14 protein-coding genes, 1 tRNA gene and 1 rRNA gene are annotated in these 14,346 nt (G+C 54.5%); 12 read left to right on the forward strand and 4 right to left on the reverse strand.

From position 1 onward, the window contains the following. Positions 1 to 7: 7 nt before the first annotated feature. Entirely contained in the window at positions 8 to 787 is a 780-nt protein-coding gene (locus tag ACTUHY_RS09550) for a TPM domain-containing protein (RefSeq protein WP_442827538.1), read from the forward strand. Positions 788 to 841: 54 nt separating this feature from the next. Here the strand turns inward: ACTUHY_RS09550 and hydG are convergent, their stop codons facing one another. The 3 genes from hydG to ACTUHY_RS09565 form a co-directional block, all read right to left on the reverse strand. Then, a complete protein-coding gene (gene hydG / locus ACTUHY_RS09555) occupies positions 842 to 2,263 on the reverse strand; it encodes a [FeFe] hydrogenase H-cluster radical SAM maturase HydG (RefSeq protein WP_442827539.1) in 1,422 nt (473 codons plus the stop codon). Positions 2,264 to 2,561: 298 nt separating this feature from the next. Next, entirely contained in the window at positions 2,562 to 3,089 is a 528-nt protein-coding gene (locus ACTUHY_RS09560) for a hypothetical protein (protein ID WP_278673779.1), read from the reverse strand. Positions 3,090 to 3,289: 200 nt separating this feature from the next. Then, positions 3,290 to 3,366: transfer RNA gene (locus ACTUHY_RS09565), tRNA-Arg, on the reverse strand. 187 nt (positions 3,367 to 3,553) lie between these two features. Here ACTUHY_RS09565 and obgE point away from each other — a divergent pair. From obgE to ACTUHY_RS09600, 7 genes are all read left to right on the forward strand, one after another. Next, positions 3,554 to 4,831 (forward strand): GTPase ObgE, encoded by a 1,278-nt coding sequence (gene obgE / locus ACTUHY_RS09570; RefSeq protein WP_442827540.1) that lies wholly within the window; start codon positions 3,554 to 3,556, stop codon positions 4,829 to 4,831. Positions 4,832 to 4,896: 65 nt separating this feature from the next. Then, positions 4,897 to 6,021 (forward strand): glutamate 5-kinase, encoded by a 1,125-nt coding sequence (gene proB, locus ACTUHY_RS09575; RefSeq protein ID WP_442827541.1) that lies wholly within the window; start codon positions 4,897 to 4,899, stop codon positions 6,019 to 6,021. Between the two features lie 13 nt (positions 6,022 to 6,034). Next, positions 6,035 to 7,291 (forward strand): glutamate-5-semialdehyde dehydrogenase, encoded by a 1,257-nt coding sequence (locus ACTUHY_RS09580; protein WP_442827542.1) that lies wholly within the window; start codon positions 6,035 to 6,037, stop codon positions 7,289 to 7,291. Between the two features lie 173 nt (positions 7,292 to 7,464). Then, complete coding sequence (locus tag ACTUHY_RS09585; protein WP_442827543.1) at positions 7,465 to 8,535, forward strand: efflux RND transporter periplasmic adaptor subunit; 1,071 nt, start codon at positions 7,465 to 7,467, stop codon at positions 8,533 to 8,535. A 19-nt stretch (positions 8,536 to 8,554) separates the two neighbouring features. Beyond that, positions 8,555 to 9,253 carry an ABC transporter ATP-binding protein gene (locus ACTUHY_RS09590; protein ID WP_278675855.1) on the forward strand — a complete coding sequence of 233 codons (699 nt, stop codon included), beginning with the start codon at positions 8,555 to 8,557 and terminating at the stop codon, positions 9,251 to 9,253. Then, positions 9,246 to 10,460, forward strand: coding sequence for an ABC transporter permease (locus tag ACTUHY_RS09595; protein WP_442827544.1), 1,215 nt, complete (start codon positions 9,246 to 9,248; stop codon positions 10,458 to 10,460). Before ACTUHY_RS09590 ends, ACTUHY_RS09595 begins: the two co-directional genes overlap by 8 nt. Further along, on the forward strand, positions 10,453 to 10,620 hold the full coding sequence (locus tag ACTUHY_RS09600; RefSeq protein ID WP_442827545.1) for a hypothetical protein: 168 nt from the start codon (positions 10,453 to 10,455) through the stop codon (positions 10,618 to 10,620). The genes ACTUHY_RS09595 and ACTUHY_RS09600 overlap by 8 nt, the downstream gene beginning before the upstream one ends. Positions 10,621 to 10,688: 68 nt before the next feature. Here ACTUHY_RS09600 and ACTUHY_RS09605 read toward each other — a convergent pair whose 3' ends face one another. Beyond that, complete coding sequence (locus tag ACTUHY_RS09605) at positions 10,689 to 11,228, reverse strand: DUF2798 domain-containing protein (RefSeq protein ID WP_473965312.1); 540 nt, start codon at positions 11,226 to 11,228, stop codon at positions 10,689 to 10,691. An 85-nt stretch (positions 11,229 to 11,313) separates the two neighbouring features. On the opposite strand from ACTUHY_RS09605, the gene ACTUHY_RS09610 reads away from it, so the two are divergent. From ACTUHY_RS09610 to ACTUHY_RS09625, 4 genes are all read left to right on the forward strand, one after another. Next, positions 11,314 to 12,435 carry a M20 family metallopeptidase gene (locus tag ACTUHY_RS09610; RefSeq protein WP_442827547.1) on the forward strand — a complete coding sequence of 374 codons (1,122 nt, stop codon included), beginning with the start codon at positions 11,314 to 11,316 and terminating at the stop codon, positions 12,433 to 12,435. After that, a complete protein-coding gene (locus ACTUHY_RS09615; protein WP_442827548.1) occupies positions 12,432 to 12,917 on the forward strand; it encodes an 8-oxo-dGTP diphosphatase in 486 nt (161 codons plus the stop codon). Before ACTUHY_RS09610 ends, ACTUHY_RS09615 begins: the two co-directional genes overlap by 4 nt. Next, positions 12,904 to 13,968, forward strand: a complete 1,065-nt coding sequence (gene mutY / locus ACTUHY_RS09620; RefSeq protein WP_442827549.1) for an A/G-specific adenine glycosylase — start codon at positions 12,904 to 12,906, stop codon at positions 13,966 to 13,968. The genes ACTUHY_RS09615 and mutY overlap by 14 nt, the downstream gene beginning before the upstream one ends. Positions 13,969 to 14,237: 269 nt before the next feature. Beyond that, positions 14,238 to 14,346, forward strand: a 16S ribosomal RNA gene (locus tag ACTUHY_RS09625); the annotation flags it as partial.

Consider the following 14,346-nt stretch of genomic DNA (forward strand, 5'->3'; position numbering starts at 1 on the left):
GAGACCTATGAAACGGCTGCTGCTGTTCCTGGTGCTGTTCTGCCAGATGGTCTTTGCTCCGCTCCAGGCAGACGCGGCCGCCCAGGTGCCGTCCAGGCCCACGTCCAGTATCTATGTCCAAGACCAGGCCGGGGTCCTGTCTCGGAGGACACGGGACACCATCAGCGCCTACAGTACAGCCCTGGCCCGGAAGACAAAAGCCCAGATCGTGGTGTTGACGGTGCCCAGCCTCCGAGGCCAATCTTTGGAGGAATATTCTTTGACGGTGCTCCGCCAGTGGGGTATCGGGGACAAGGAAAAGAACAATGGAGTCTTGCTGCTGGTGGCGGTCCAGGACCGGAAAAGCCGGATCGAAGTAGGGTATGGACTGGAAGGCGCTCTGCCGGATGGACTGACTGGACGGATCCAGGACCAGACTATGCTGCCTTATTTCCGTCAGGGAGACTATGATAGGGGCATCCTCAACGCCTATTCAGCCCTTCTCCAAACGGTGCTGAAAGAATACAATCTGACGCTCCAGGACCTGCCAGTGGAGAAGAAACTGCCGGCTCAACAGGGAAATACGGTGACCCTATCGCCTCTTATGGCAGGGGTCGGGCTGCTGGGACTCCTGGTGCTGTTCCTGCTGGACCGGATCCTTCTGGGAGGAGCCCTGTTCCGCCTGCTGTTCTATCTGTTCTTCTTCCGGGGCGGCGGCCGTGGAGGTGGCTTTGGAGGAGGCGGCTTTGGCGGCGGAAGCTACGGCGGAGGATCTGGAGGCGGAGGGGGTTCTAGCAGGAGCTGGTAAAAAAGGGGGTGTTGCGCGTGTGTGATTTTCACACGTGCAACACCCCCTTTATCATCAGAACCGGAAATCCCGTTCTCCTCCATCGATCTTCTGGAGATAGGTCTCACAAGTGGTGCGGACTTTCGGGTTGGGGATATTGTCCAGCTCCCGCCGGATGGCTTCCATGCCTTTAACCCGGGTTTCCTGGGAGGCGTAGTCATCCAGGTATTCCCGAAGGGTCAGCAGGGCGTTGGGCTGGCAGCAGTTGGAGATCTCTCCCGTCTTGGCCAGGCTCATGAACCGGTCTCCGGTACGGCCGGCCCGGTAGCAGGCGGTACAGAAGCTGGGGATGTACCCGTCGGTGAGGAGCCAGTTGATCACTTGGTCCAGGGTCCGGTTGTCGCTGACTTCAAACTGGGCGGAATCCTCTTCTTCCTCTTCCGCATAGCCTCCCACGCTGGTCCGGGACGCACCGCTGATCTGGGAAACTCCTACTTCCAACACGGCCTTCCGGGTGGCAGCAGATTCCCGGGTAGAAATGATAATCCCTGTGTAGGGGACGGTGATCCGCAGGATGGCTACGATCTTCTTGAACATGGCATCGGAAATGGCATTGGGGAAGGACTGGACGGAAATATCATCAGCGGGACGGATCCGGGGCACACTGATGGTGTGGGGGCCTACGCCGAACATGGCTTCCAGGTGTTCTTTGTGCATCAGGATACCGGCAAAATCATATCGGTACATGTTCAAGCCGAACAGCACCCCCACGCCCACGTCATCGATACCTCCTTCCATGGCCCGGTCCATGGCTTCTGTATGGTAGGCATAGTCATGTTTGGGTCCAGTAGGATGGAGCTTTTCGTAGTTTTCTTTGTGGTAGGTTTCCTGGAACAGGATATAGGTGCCGATGCCGGCTTCCTTCAGTTTCCGGTAGTTTTCCACAGTGGTGGCGGCGATGTTCACGTTCACTCGGCGGATGGCGCCGTTTTTGTGTTTGATGCTGTAGATGGTGTGGATGCATTCCAGGATATAGTCAATGGGGTTGTTCACCGGATCTTCTCCGGCTTCCAGGGCCAGCCGCTTGTGTCCCATGTCCTGGAGGGCGATGACTTCTTTGCGGATTTCATCCTGGGTGAGTTTCTTCCGGGCAATGTGCTTGTTCTTCATGTGGTAGGGACAGTATACACAGCCGTTGACGCAGTAGTTGGACAGATACAGAGGGGCAAAGAGCACGATCCGCTGGCCGTAGATCTTGTCCTTGATTTCCCGGGCCAGGTCGTAGATCCCTTCCAGGATGGAGGGGTCTTCACAGGCCAGGAGCACGGAAGCTTCCCGGTGGGTGAGCCCCTGCAGGGTCCGGGCCTTTTCCAGAAGGCTCCGGCAGTAGTCCAGATCCTGGCTGCGTTCGTCTGCAAAGGCCAGTGTATCCAGGATTTCCTGATGGTTGATGAATTCATCTGCTTTCGGAGATGCAGGATTGTACGGTATGGTCATTTTTCCTCCCCTTCGCTCCCTCTGAAATAAAAAGGAGAGCCCAGCCTGAAAAAGGCCGTAGCTCTCCCTGTGATTCGTTCCTGTACTGCCTTAGTACTCGGTCCACCTTGTACGCAGGGAGCAGATTATGGATATTGTATCGTGTGGAACAGAAAAAAGCAAGAAAAAGCGCAGAAACCTTGTTATAAAAAAACAATCCCAGGAGCCAGCTTGCCACTCCTGGGATCAACGATATTCAATTGTATGGGATTCTTGCAAACTCAATTGTATTTTGGACTCACCCCAAAAATCAATTGACTTACTTGAATTTCAATTCCTGATAACCGATCAACGCAGTTGCCGGATTCAAAAGTGCGGTCCCTGTCAGGGTCGCAGTTTCGAAAGTGGCTTTGTAAATCACAAACGGTGTACCGCTTTTATCGTCTGTATATTTCGTGACCACAATATTTTTGGCATCCGGATAGTCTGCCAATATGGTTCCTTTCACATCAGCTTCCGTTTTGCTCACCGTAACGGATCCGGGATAATTGGACGTCTTGATGACGGCACTCTGTACTTTGCTGGTGGCCCGGTCTACAACAATCTCATACCGCTGCAGAGTATCGGGAACCAGGTACTCCAGATCAAATTTTGCATCATCCGTCTTCGCACTTGTCAGCACCGCTTCAGGCGGTACGACTTTCGCTGCAGCATCAATCGCAGCCTGTTTGCTGGCAATGGTACCTTTCACGGCTGATGCAGCCATTGCGGGAACGACTGTACCAAAAGAGGAAGCAACAACCAATCCGGCAACGATTGCTTTCGCGATCTTTTTATCTAGGCCCATTGGAAACCCCTCCTGTCTTGCGGAAAATCCAACCTTTCCCTGTCTCTGATTGGATCCCCTTTCTTGGCTCTATCATAGCATTTTTTGGAAAATATGCAAGAAAAATCAGAAAGTGACGAAAAGCATTACACTTTCTGTATCAAATGGCACGGCACAAAAAAAGAAGCTGTTGCATCTGCAACAGCTTCTGTACATTTCATTGGTGGCCCCGGAGTGATTCGAACACTCGACCTTTTGGTTCGTAGCCAAACGCTCTATCCAGCTGAGCTACGGAGTCATTACCGAACAGTCATTATTATACGGGAATCAGGATGGGATGTCAAGCTATTTTTGAAAAAAACAGCAGGGACCGCAGAAATTCCCGCAGGCCAGGCTCAGGAGAGACTAGGCATTTCAGCCCTTATATTATATAATAAGATATTAATCAATTGCAGCTTTTATAGAAAGAAAGGCAAAGGTGTAACATGCTGTTTACAGATAAAGCAAGGATCTATGTAGAAGCCGGATCCGGAGGCGACGGTGCCTCCAGTTTCCGGAGAGAGAAATATGTGGCCTGCGGGGGACCGGATGGGGGCAACGGAGGCCGAGGCGGCTCCGTGGTCCTGGTGGCGGACAAAGATCTGAATACCTTGGTGGATTTCCGGTACAAGCGGAAATTCGTGGCCCAGCGGGGTGGCAACGGAGCGGCCAAGAACTGTACCGGGGCCAAAGCTCCCAATGTGGAAGTAAAGGTCCCTTTGGGAACGGTGGTCTATGACGACGCCACCGGTGTGGCTCTGGCGGATCTGGCCCATCCGGGGGATCAGTTTGTGGCTGCCCGGGGCGGCCGGGGCGGCAAGGGAAATGCCTGCTATGTGACCAGTACCAAGCAGGGAGTCACTTTTGCGGAAAAAGGTGAACCGGGGACCAAGGGATGGCTCCGGCTGGAACTAAAGATGTTGGCGGATGTAGGGATGGTCGGGTATCCCAGTGTAGGGAAATCCAGCATCGTGGCCCGGGTTTCCGCGGCCCGTCCGGAAGTAGCCGCCTACCATTTTACGACTCTGACTCCGGTCTTGGGCGTAGTCCGTCTGGATGCAGAAACCAGCTTTGTGTTGGCAGATCTGCCCGGCCTCATCGAAGGGGCTTCTCAGGGAGTGGGCCTCGGCCATGACTTCCTCCGGCATATCGAACGGACCCGGGTGATCCTCCACGTGGTGGATGTGAGCGGCTGCGAAGGCCGGGATCCGGTGGAAGATTTCAAGAAAATCAATGAAGAACTGGTGCTGTACAGCGAAAAACTGGCAAAACGGCCCATGTTGGTGGTAGCCAACAAAATGGATCTGCCCGATGCGGAAGAGAATTTCAAAAAGCTGGAAGCGTATGTCACTTCCCAAGGATATCCCATCATGAAAGCTTCAGCGGCTACGGGCCAGGGACTCCGAGAAATCATGTGGAAGGCTTATGAGATGCTTCAGAAGGCTCCGGCAGAAGAGGAAGTCATCGACATCGGAAAGGTGGAAGAAGCGGATCCGGATTCCTTCACCATCCTGACGGACAGTGAGGATGCAGATTTCGAAGTGAAGGGCAAGAATATCGAACGGCTGGTGGCCATGACCAATTTTGACAATGAAGAGGCAGTCTATCGGTTCCAATTGATCTGGCGGCGGCTGGGCATCGAGAAAGCCCTGAAGGAAAAGGGCATCCAGGAAGGCCAGTCCGTCAAGATCGGAGACATGGTCTTCGATTATCAGGAACAATGAACTGGAACCGGACAGGCATCCAGGAAAACCATCGGTCATCTATATTGCTGTGAGGGGTTGATTGTATGGAACGCACGAAAATTGCACAGGCCAAACGGGTGGTTGTGAAAGTAGGGACCAGTACCATTACCTATTCCAACGGGAAGATCAACTATGAGAAAATCGAAAAGCTGGCCCGGATCATGACGGATCTCCAGAACCAGGGAAAGGAAATGATCCTGGTGTCTTCCGGCGCTGGGGCCGCCGGGGTAGGCCGAATGGGATTGGAGGCCAAGCCTTCCACCATTCCGGGGAAGCAGGCCTGTGCCGCCGTGGGGCAGGGTATTCTGATGCATATCTATGAACGGCTTTTCGGAGAATACGGCCAGGTGGTGGCCCAGGTCCTCCTGACCAAAGCGGATATGGTGAACCGGCACAGCTATGCCAACGCCCGGAATGCGCTCCAGGAAATGATTTCCTGGGGAGTGATCCCTATCATCAACGAAAATGATGTGGTGGCCATCGATGAATTCAAGATCGGGGACAATGACAACCTGTCCGCTCTGGTGGCCAGTCTGGCCGATGCGGACTTGGACATCCTGCTGTCAGATATCAACGGCCTGTATACCGCCAATCCCAAGACCCATCCAGAAGCCAAATTGGTTTCTGTGGTGGAAGAAGTGACTCCAGCTATCGAGGCCACTGCTGGAGGTGCTGGATCGAAAAACGCCACAGGAGGCATGCTCACCAAGCTCCAGGCAGCCAAAAATGCCATGAGCGCCGGGATCGCCCTGATCATCGCCAATGGAGAGGATCTGGAGATCCTGCGCAGGATCATGAGGGGAGAACCGGTGGGAACCTTGTTCGTCCCTCGGGAGAACCATCTCCGGTTCCGGAATCAGTGGCTGGCCTTCGGCTCTAAGATCAGCGGCAAACTGATCGTAGATGCAGGGCTGGCAAAGGCCCTGCGGCAAAAAGGGAGCTGCAGCATCCTTCCAGTGGGGATTCTCCGGGTGGAAGGGGATTTTGACAGTGGAGATACGGTCAGCGTCCTGGATCAAGAGGGCCATGAACTGGCTCGGGGCATGACCAATTACAATGCAGAAGACCTGGATCTGATCAAGGGCTGCAAAACCAGCCAGATCGAAGAAAAGATCGGCTATAAACATTATGATGAAGCCATCCACCGGGACAACCTGGTGGTGCTGTAAGGGGGCGGAAACCATGTACGAAGTGGGAATGGTACGGACCCAGGGAGAAGCGGCTAAAAGAGCTTCTCTGGAACTGGGCATCCTGAATACCCGTGTGAAGAATGAAATCCTGGAAAGCATGGCAGATGGGCTCCTGGCGGAAGAAAAAACCATCCTGGAAGCCAACGCCGTGGATATGGAAGAAGGCCGGAAGAACGGTCTCCGGGATTCTCTCCTGGACCGTCTGCTGCTGACCCATGACCGGCTTGCCCAAATGGCCGAAGGCATCCGCCAGGTGGCCGGGCTCCCGGATCCGGTGGGGCGGATCCTCAGCGGGGCCAACTTGCCCAACGGACTGACCATCACGAAAATCTCCGTACCGCTGGGCGTCATCGGCATCATCTATGAAGCCCGTCCCAACGTGACCGCTGATGCCATTGCTCTGTGCATGAAAAGCGGGAACGCCGTGATCCTGAAAGGGGGACGGGAAGCTCTCCATTCCAACAAGGCGGTCAGCGATGTACTGATTGCTTACGGAGAGAAGGCTGGCCTGCCCCAGGGAGCTGTCCAGTTCGTCAATGTGCCGGATCGGGCTGCGGTGGACGAACTGATCCATCTGGAAGGGCTGGTAGATGTAGTGATCCCCCGAGGCGGAGCCGGCCTCATCAAGAATGTGGTCCACAATGCTTCCGTGCCGGTGATCGAAACCGGTGCCGGGGTCTGCCATACCTATGTGGATGCCTATGCCAATGTGCCCATGGCGGTGGACATCGCCATGAATGCCAAGGTGAACCGGCCGTCTACCTGCAATGCCATGGAAACCCTGCTGGTCCACAAAGATATCGCAGATGCGTTCCTGCCGGCTATGCTGGATGCTTATAAAAAAGCCCATGTGACCATCCTGGGGGATGCCAGGACCCAGAGCTACAGCTGTGATGTGCAGCCGGCTACGGAAGAGGACTGGGCCACGGAATATGGGGATCTGCGTCTTTCCGTGAAAGTGGTGGACAGCTTGGAAGAAGCGGTGGCCCATATCCGCCGGTACAGCACCGGCCATTCGGAAGCCATTGTGACGGATAACTATGAAAATGCCCGGAAATTCCAGCAGCTGGTAGATGCAGCGGCCGTCTATGTGAATGCGTCCACCCGGTTCACCGATGGGTTTGAATTCGGCTTCGGAGCGGAAATCGGTATCAGTACCCAGAAACTCCATGCCAGAGGACCTATGGCCCTGCCGGAACTGACCACCACTAAATATTTGGTCAACGGCAATGGCCAGGTGCGGAAGTGACGGGACAGGTAAAATCACAAAGTTGTTTAGAGTCTTTTCATGGAGAGTTCATTTTTCTCGATTACAATCATTCCAATGATAAGAGAATGAGGGAACGGATGTAGGGAGAGACCATTCTCTGTACATCCGTATTTTTTCCTGCTGCAGCAGGAAGATGATGGAGGGAAGACAGCGTGAACATCGTGCAGAAACATAAAGTGCTGCTGATTGTCCTGGCGGTCCTGCTTGCCGGCGGGGCCGGCGGCTACAAATACTATCAGGTGAAAAAGACCCAGGAGGCTGTGGCAGCTACCCGGACCGATGCAGTGCAGCGGGGGAATCTGCGGAAGACCATTTCCGCTACCGGGGCTCTGAAAGCCCTGGACAACGTAGATATCAACTCCAAGATCACCGGGCGTATCGTCCAGGTCTATGTGACGGAAAACCAGCATGTGACCGCCGGGCAGGCCCTGGTGAAACTGGATGATACATCCCTGAAGGCTACCCAGGAAATGAAACGGGCAGCCCTAGTGGACAAACAGGCCACGTACGAACGGGATCAGGCCCTGCTTGAGCAGGGGGCCATTGCCCAGAGCGTATTCGATACCGCAGAGGCCAATTACCGGGTGGCCAAGGCTGAATACGAACAGGCCACGTCCAACGTGAACGATACGGTGATCAGCACGCCCATTGACGGCTATGTAATCGGCAAGCCTACCCCGGTGGGGCAGACCGTATCCTCCGGTATTTCCACACCGCAGGTATTGATGAGTGTGGCCAACCTGGACAAGATGCAGATCTACCTGATGGTGGATGAATCGGATATCGGCCAGATCAAACAGGGCCAGACCGTGGAATTCACCGTGGATGCCTATCCCAACGAAACTTTCAAAGGCGTCATTACTTTGATCGGCCGCAGTGCCACTACCACTAACAACGTAAACTACTATACCTGCTATGTGGATGTGGAAAATTCCGAAGGGAAGCTGCTGCCTACCATGACCGCCCGGGCCAATGTGATCGTGGATGAAATCCAGGATGCCCTGACCGTATCCAACAAGTGTATCCATACGGAAAATGGGGAAAAGTACGTGCTGGTCTATGACAAAGCCACGAATACGACGCGGAGAGTCCCTGTGAAAGTCCTGCTCACAGGGGAAGACCGGGTGGCTGTCCAGGGTGATCTCCAGCTGGGCGAGGAACTGGTAGTGAAGACCACGAAAGCTACGGGCAATACCAATAGACGGATGGGGCCTCCGATCTAAGGATGGGAGGGACCAAGCCATGAACGTCATCGAACTGAAAGATATCGTAAAAAGCTACCAGATGGGAGATACTATCGTCTATGCCCTGAACCATGTGACGGTGAATTTCGAACAGGGAAAATTCACTTCCATCGTCGGGCCTTCCGGCAGCGGGAAATCCACCATGATGAATATCTTAGGCTGTCTGGACCGGCCCACCTCAGGGGAATACTTCCTGGAAGGGAAGAACATTGCCAATTATACGGACGATGAACTGGCCCGGACCCGGAACCGGCGGATCGGGTTCGTGTTCCAGAGCTTCAATCTGCTGAGCCGGCTGACGGCGGTGGAAAACGTGGCCCTGCCCCTGATTTACGCCGGGGTGAACCTGGAAGAGCGGACGAAACGGGCGGAACGGGCCTTGACCGATGTGGGGCTGGGGACACGGATGTACCACAAGCCCAACGAAATGTCCGGGGGCCAGCGGCAGCGGGTGGCCATTGCCCGGGCTCTCATCAACAATCCGGCCATCATCATGGCTGATGAACCCACTGGGAACCTAGACACTAAGTCTACCCTGGAAATCATTGACATCTTCGAGAAGCTGAACCAGGAGGGGAAAACGGTGATCATGGTCACCCACGAACCGGAACTGGCAGCCATGACCCAGCGGATCCTGGTGATGCGGGACGGCCGGCTGACGGAAGAAAAAGAGGGAGGAGGCCAGGTGGTTGTTTAGAGAATGTGTGAAAATGGCCTTTGAAGGTATGCTGGCCAATAAGATCCGGACCTTCCTGACCATGCTGGGCATCATCATCGGGGTGGGCGCCGTGATCGCCATGGTGTCCCTGGGCCTGGGGATGCAGGAAAAGGTCAAAGAAAATATTTCCAGCATGGGCAGCAACCTGCTGATCGTCATGAGCGGTGGCCGGACGGCCAATGGCCAGAGAATCGCCAGCGGCAGCGGGGCCAAACTGACTTATGAGGATGCCAAAGCCATCGAGAAAAATGTGGAGGGCATCAAATATGTGGCACCTGGAGTCCAGAACAGCTACCAGCTGGTAGCCGGGAACCAGAACTGGACCTCCCAGGTCCAAGGGGTCACCCCCAATATCCTGTCCATCCGGAGCTATTCTATCGAACAGGGACGGATGTACAGCCAGCGGGACATGAACAGCCGGCAGCGGGTCTGTGTCATCGGGAAGACCGTGGCGGACACCCTGTTCCCGGACGGAAATGCCGTGGGACAAATCATGCGGATCAACAAAGCTCCCTTTACGGTGATCGGCGTCCTAGCTTCCAAGGGACAGTCCGCCATGGGGCAGGACCAGGATGATATTGTATTCGTCCCTTTGACCACTGCCATGCAGCGGCTCATGGGGCTCACCTATATCCGAAACATCACCATCCAGTGCGAAAACGAAAATACCGTGTCCCAGGTCCAGTCCGATGTGGTGACCCTGCTCCGGATCCGGCACAAGATCAAGGCAGGGACGGATGACGACTTCTCCGTCCGGGATCTGACGGAAATCATCAAGACCGCCCAGGAGACTACTGGGTCCATTACCCTGCTGCTGGCCATTGTGGCCGGGATCAGTCTGCTGGTAGGGGGCATCGGCATCATGAACATCATGCTGGTCTCGGTGACGGAACGGACAAGGGAAATCGGAATCCGAAAAGCTTTAGGTGCCACCTATCACGACATCCTACTCCAGTTCCTGGTGGAATCCATGGTGATCGGGGTCACTGGGGGCACCACCGGCATGATCCTGGGGACGGTGGTCTCTGTGATCGCCGCCAAGATCATCGGCTGGCCCATTGTGGTCTCTGTACTGGCTACTATTATTTCCGTGGTGTTCTCTGTGGGCATCGGTCTGTTCTTTGGCCTGTATCCGGCCAAAAAGGCAGCGCTCTTGGACCCCATCGACGCCCTGCGTTATGAATGAAGTGCCAAAGCCCACTCTCCGGCAGAAATGGAGAGGATTTGTAGAATTTCTCCACCGTCCCAAGACCCGGTTCGACATCAAGGACCGGTCACGGGCCTTGCTGCTCTTTATTTTGATCGTGGCCGGGCTGATGTGGGTGGTCGAGAAAATCACGCAATGAAATCATAAAGAAGGCTGTGAAAGAATGGCCGACAGGAAACGTCGGTCACTTTCACAGCCTTTTTTCACTTACTTTCCGGCAGCCATCAGCCGGCGGAAAAGAAAACGAATCAGAGGCCCTACCAGGAGCAGCTGGAGCGGCCAGGCAAACAAATAATTGCGGAGATAGGCCGGGAAAAGGATCTGGGGAGCTGTGGTGTGGAGGAAAAGGAAATGGATCAGCGTAGTCATCATGGGCACCATCACCAAGGGCGTAGCGATCCCCATGCCGATGGGGAACGTCTTTTTCTGGTGCCAGTATCTCCGGGCCAGCCGGAAAGCCAAGGGACTGCCGATGAAATAGGCTACGGGCAGAGCCACCCAGTACTCCCGGAGCATATTGTGAAGGGCTGCTTGGAACCAGGGGCCCTGCCAGCCCAGATTCCACAGGGCGTTGTACGAGGACATGCCCATGACCATCCCAAAGGCCATCATACAGGTGAAAATGATTTCTTCTTTTTTGGTTGCAGGCAAAAAGATCACTACTCTGAATTTGGATAACAAAAAAGAGCATCTCCAGCAATTGGATTTACATCGCTGAGAATACTCATTGCAAATACAGTATACCATATGAGAAAGAAAAATTCACATTTTTCCTGTATAATAAAAGAAACCCAGCACACTGGCCTTTTGGCCGGCAAAAGGAGGAATCGACATGGCTTTTGCAGTGAAAAATTATTTGGAAGACCTGGAGACCTTGGTCAATATGGAATCCTTCAGTACCTTTCCGGAAGGAACTGCCCGAGTGGCGGAATGGCTCCGGAAGCGGCTGGATCAGGCAGGCTGGAGGACGGAACTGATCTCTGTGGGGGAGTCTGTGGGACCCTGCTTGAAAGCAGTCTGGGGGAACCCGGATCATTATGATGTGATCCTCCTGGGCCATATGGACACGGTCTTTCCAGTAGGAACTGTGCAAGAACGGCCTTTTTCCCTGGAGGGGGACCATTATAAAGGACCTGGTTCAGCGGATATGAAATGCGGGGATCTGTTCATGATCTATCTGGCAGAAGCACTCAGCTCTGAAAAGGTGCAGGGCAGCGTTTGCCTGTTGTTCAATCCTGATGAAGAAATCGGATCCCGTTATTCCCGTCCGGTCATCGAACGGGAAGCCAAGAAGGCGGATCATGCCCTGATCATGGAAAGTGCCCGGCCCAATGGAGATCTAGTGAACCAGCGGAAAGGAATCTGCAAGTATACCTTGACTTTTACCGGAATCGCTTCCCATGCAGGGGTGAATCCGGACAAAGGAGCCAGCGCCATCAATGAATTCATCCTCTGGGGAGAAAAAATCATCGGGCTGGGAAATCCAGAAGCCGGGACAACCGTAAATATCGGGTTGGTCCAGGGCGGAACGGCTCCCAATGTGGTAGCCGCCCAGTGCCGCTGCGTCATCGATGTACGGATTGAAAAGGTCAGCGAATGGGAACGGATCGAGCAGGCTATCCGGGACCTGGAAGCCCATCCTTTCGATCCTCGGGTAAAAGTACAGGTAGAAGGGAAAATGGCGCGGCCTCCTATGATGCCTACTGAAAAATCCCTGGCTTTCTGCAAGCTGGCGGAAGAAGTGGGACGGAAAGAAGGCATCGCTTTCCAGTGGCAGGCTGCCGGGGGCGGCAGTGATGGAAACTTTACCTCTGCATTGGGGATTCCTACGCTGGACGGTCTGGGGCCCGTCGGCGGGAACGGGCATGCTGTGACAGAATATGGAGAGATCAGCAGCCTGGAACCTCGATTCCGATTCCTGAAAGCCCTGGTGGAAGCGGTGCTGACAAAATGAGGGACACATCTTTGGTCTACCTGTTGGACGAAAAAGGAAGGGTGCTCCTGGGCCGGAAACGCCGGGGCATGGGTGTGGGGAAGTGGAATGGGTTCGGGGGAAAAATCGAACCGGGAGAAACCATGCGGCAGTGCGCTGTACGGGAATTGCAGGAAGAAAGTGGAATCCGGGTGCGCCCGGAAGATCTGGATTTAGTGGCTGATCTTTATTTTGACCAGCCCTCTGATGGAAACTGGTCCCATGGCGGTATGGTCTATTTCGTCCGGAAATGGGAAGGCGTCCCCACCCTGTCAGAGGAAATGGAACCTTGCTGGTTTTCCCTGGAGGAATTGCCCTATCAGGAGATGTGGGAAGCGGACCGGGTCTGGCTGCCGCAGCTACTCAGCGGAAAGCAGCTGCGGGGGACGATCCTTTTCGATGTGGACGGCGACCATGTGCTCCGCTCTTTGTTTCAGGAGGTCCATCTGGATGGGAAAAAATAATTGGCCAGCCAGGCTGCTGGCATGGTTCGATGAAAATCGGAGGGAATTGCCTTGGCGGGAAAGCCATCCTCGGAATCCCTACCATGTCTGGGTGTCGGAAATCATGCTCCAGCAGACACGGACAGAGACCGTCAAGGAATATTTCTGCCGCTGGATGGAACAGTTCCCTACGATCAAAGATCTGGCCCAGGCTCCTGAAGAACAAGTGCTCCGAGCCTGGCAGGGACTGGGGTATTACAGCCGGGCACGGAATCTGCATAAAGCGGCCCGGCAGGTTATGGCGGAATGGGACGGACGGATGCCTGCAGAGAAAAAAGCCCTGGCCGCCCTGCCGGGAATCGGACCCTATACGGTAGGGGCCATCCTTTCCATGGCCTTTGGACAGCCGACGCCGGCCGTGGATGGGAACCTGCTCCGGGTGCTGGCCCGCCTTTACGGAGTGGAAGAAGATATTACCGGGACCAAAGGGAAGAAAACCATCACGGCCTTGGCAGAAGAGGCTGTTCCCGGGAACCGGCCGGGAGATTTCAACGAAGCTATGATGGATCTGGGGGCGGAAGTGTGTATCCCTAAACATCCCCGGTGCGGAGAATGTCCCTTAACAGACGACTGCCAGGCTCTGAAAGAGAACAAGACGGAAAACCTTCCGGTGCGTAGGCCCAAAGCCGTCCAGAAGGAACTGGCAGCCGCCTGCGCCCTGGTGTGCCGGGAGAAGCGGTATCTGCTCCACAAACGGCCGTCCAAGGGGATGCTGGCGTCCATGTGGGAATTTCCTATGGTATTGGATCCGGATCCGGACAGAGCCCGGGCGGGACTGGAACAGCAGCTGGGGACGGCAGCGGGACAGGAACTATGGCACCACAAGCACGTGTTTACCCACCAGATCTGGCATATGACCGCCTGGAAGATGACAGAAGGGTGCTGCCCGGAGGAAAGTCCGGACTGGGCCTGGTTCTCCCCGGAAGAGTGGGACCAAGTGCCGCTGGCCGGACCTCATGCAAAACTAGCCGTTTGGGTGAAAAAAACTGTTGACAGCAAAGAGAAGGTTTGATATTATATACAAGCTTTCTCTTTGAGGAAGCAGACAAGTCAGAGGAATTCACCGACAAAGAAAAAAGTTGTTGACAAATTCCAAATGATTTGTTAATATAATTAAGCTGTTATAAAACAGCAAGGTTAGAACCCTGAAAACTGAATATTGTTGACAGATGTGCGGGTCAAGTCACCTTTACGGTGATGAGATCGAGTCACCTGGATGATAACCAGGTTAAAAAATCAAAGCTAGTTTTTCAAGAGCCATGAGGCTCTTCAAAATACTCTATTTTGGAGAGTTTGATCCTGGCTCAGGACGAACGCTGGCGGCGTGCTTAACACATGCAAGTCGAACGGAGAACTTTCTTCGGAATGTTCTTAGTGGCGAACGGGTGAG

Source organism: Acidaminococcus nyctereutis (genome assembly GCF_052216985.1).
GTDB classification, from domain to species: Bacteria; Bacillota; Negativicutes; order Acidaminococcales; family Acidaminococcaceae; genus Acidaminococcus; species Acidaminococcus fermentans_A.

What these genes read in the sequence shown, in the direction of transcription:
- ACTUHY_RS09550 (WP_442827538.1), top strand. Translation starts at nt 8, where the DNA reads ATGAAACGGCTGCTGCTGTTCCTGGTGCTGTTCTGCCAGATGGTCTTT.
- hydG (WP_442827539.1), bottom strand. Translation starts at nt 2,263, where the DNA reads ATGACCATACCGTACAATCCTGCATCTCCGAAAGCAGATGAATTCATC.
- ACTUHY_RS09560 (WP_278673779.1), bottom strand. Translation starts at nt 3,089, where the DNA reads ATGGGCCTAGATAAAAAGATCGCGAAAGCAATCGTTGCCGGATTGGTT.
- obgE (WP_442827540.1), top strand. Translation starts at nt 3,554, where the DNA reads ATGCTGTTTACAGATAAAGCAAGGATCTATGTAGAAGCCGGATCCGGA.
- proB (WP_442827541.1), top strand. Translation starts at nt 4,897, where the DNA reads ATGGAACGCACGAAAATTGCACAGGCCAAACGGGTGGTTGTGAAAGTA.
- ACTUHY_RS09580 (WP_442827542.1), top strand. Translation starts at nt 6,035, where the DNA reads ATGTACGAAGTGGGAATGGTACGGACCCAGGGAGAAGCGGCTAAAAGA.
- ACTUHY_RS09590 (WP_278675855.1), top strand. Translation starts at nt 8,555, where the DNA reads ATGAACGTCATCGAACTGAAAGATATCGTAAAAAGCTACCAGATGGGA.
- ACTUHY_RS09600 (WP_442827545.1), top strand. Translation starts at nt 10,453, where the DNA reads ATGAATGAAGTGCCAAAGCCCACTCTCCGGCAGAAATGGAGAGGATTT.
- ACTUHY_RS09605 (WP_473965312.1), bottom strand. Translation starts at nt 11,228, where the DNA reads ATGGTATACTGTATTTGCAATGAGTATTCTCAGCGATGTAAATCCAAT.
- ACTUHY_RS09610 (WP_442827547.1), top strand. Translation starts at nt 11,314, where the DNA reads ATGGCTTTTGCAGTGAAAAATTATTTGGAAGACCTGGAGACCTTGGTC.
- ACTUHY_RS09615 (WP_442827548.1), top strand. Translation starts at nt 12,432, where the DNA reads ATGAGGGACACATCTTTGGTCTACCTGTTGGACGAAAAAGGAAGGGTG.
- mutY (WP_442827549.1), top strand. Translation starts at nt 12,904, where the DNA reads ATGGGAAAAAATAATTGGCCAGCCAGGCTGCTGGCATGGTTCGATGAA.